General features: G+C 75.0%; 1 protein-coding gene. It reads left to right on the top strand.

All coding sequences use genetic code 11. The features are described from left to right. The first annotated feature begins 14 nt into the window (after nt 1-14). The gene (locus ICW40_RS19760) at nt 15-1595 is read left to right on the top strand and encodes an anthranilate synthase component I (protein WP_221655688.1); all 1581 of its coding nucleotides are present in this window, start codon (nt 15-17) and stop codon (nt 1593-1595) included. The last annotated feature ends 39 nt before the right edge of the window (nt 1596-1634 follow it).

Raw genomic sequence — 1634 nt, 5'->3', positions numbered from 1 at the left:
GCCGGGGCCGCCGAGTGAGCGCCGCGCGACCGGCCGCCCCGGAGGCGCCGCCCCGGACGGTCGGGGACCTGCCCTGGGGCACGACGTGGCCGGACCTGCCGACGTTCCGCGAGCTCGCGCGCGACCGCCGCGTGGTCCCCGTGGTGCGCCGCCTGCTCGCCGACGAGGTGACGCCGGTGAGCCTGTACCGGACCCTCGCGCAGGGGCGTCCCGGGACCTTCGTGCTCGAGTCCGCCGAGGTGGACGGGACGTGGTCGCGGTGGTCGTTCGTCGGCGTCGCGTCCCGAGCGACGCTCACGGTCGAGGACGGTCAGGCCGCGTGGCTCGGCGACGTGCCGGTCGGCGTGCCGCGCGAGGGCGACGTCCTCGACGTGCTCGCCGAGACCCTGGAGGCTCTGCGCACGCCCGCGATCTCGGGCCTGCCGCCCCTGACCGGCGGGCTCGTGGGGGCGCTCGGCTGGGACGTCGTGCGGCACTGGGAGCCGACGCTGCCGGCGAAGGCGCCCGAGGAGCTGGGCGTGCCGGAGCTGACGCTGTGCCTCGCGAGCGACCTCGCCGTCGTCGACCATGTCGACGGCTCGGTGTGGCTCGTGGCGAACGCGATCAACTTCGACGACACCGACGCGCGCGTCGACGAGGCGCACGCCGACGCCGTCGCGCGCCTCGACCGCATGCAGGCGCAGCTCGTCGACCAGGTGCCGCTCGCGCCGGCGGTGCTGGCCGACGACGTCCCGGAGCCCGAGCTGGAGTTCCGCAGCCCGCGGCACGAGTTCACGGAGTCCGTGCGCGTCGGGAAGGAGGCGATCCGGGACGGCGAGGTGTTCCAGGTCGTCATCTCGCAGCGGCTCGACCTCGACTGCCCGGCGGACCCGCTCGACGTGTACCGGGTCCTGCGGACCATCAACCCGAGCCCGTACATGTACTACTTCGCGCTCCAGGACGCCGCGGGGCACGAGTTCGCCGTCGTCGGGTCGAGCCCCGAGACGCTCGTCAAGGTGACCGACCGCCAGGTCGTGACGTTCCCCATCGCGGGCTCGCGGCCGCGAGGCGCGACGCCCGCCGAGGACGCCGAGCTGGGCGAGGAGCTGCTCGCGGACCCCAAGGAGCGGGCCGAGCACATCATGCTCGTGGACCTCTCGCGGAACGACCTCGTCAAGGTGTGCGAGCCGACGAGCGTCGAGGTCGTGGAGCTCATGGCCGTGCGGCGGTTCAGCCACATCATGCACATCTGCTCGACCGTCGTCGGTCGCCTGCGGGAGCACGCGACGGCGCTCCAGGCGCTCACGGCGACCTTCCCGGCGGGGACGCTCTCGGGGGCGCCCAAGCCGCGCGCGATCGCGCTCATCGACGAGCTCGAGCCCGCGCGCCGCGGGATCTACGGCGGCACGGTCGGGTACTTCGACTTCGCGGGCAACATGGACATGGCGATCGCGATCCGCACGGCCCTCATCCGCGACGGGCGCGCGAGCGTCCAGGCGGGGGGCGGCATCGTCGCGGACTCCGTCGAGGAGCTCGAGTACGCCGAGTCGCGGAACAAGGCGGCGGCGGCCGTGCGGGCCGTCCAGGTCGCGGCGCGGCTGCGTCCGGCGCGATGACGGGGGCCGCGCCCCGCCCGCGGGCGGCACGCGGGCCGG

Source organism: Actinotalea ferrariae, from assembly GCF_019733465.1.
GTDB lineage: Bacteria > Actinomycetota > Actinomycetes > Actinomycetales > Cellulomonadaceae > Actinotalea > Actinotalea ferrariae_A.
The sequence above is the reverse complement of the archived record's forward strand: the minus strand, read 5'-3'. Positions and strand labels throughout refer to the sequence as shown.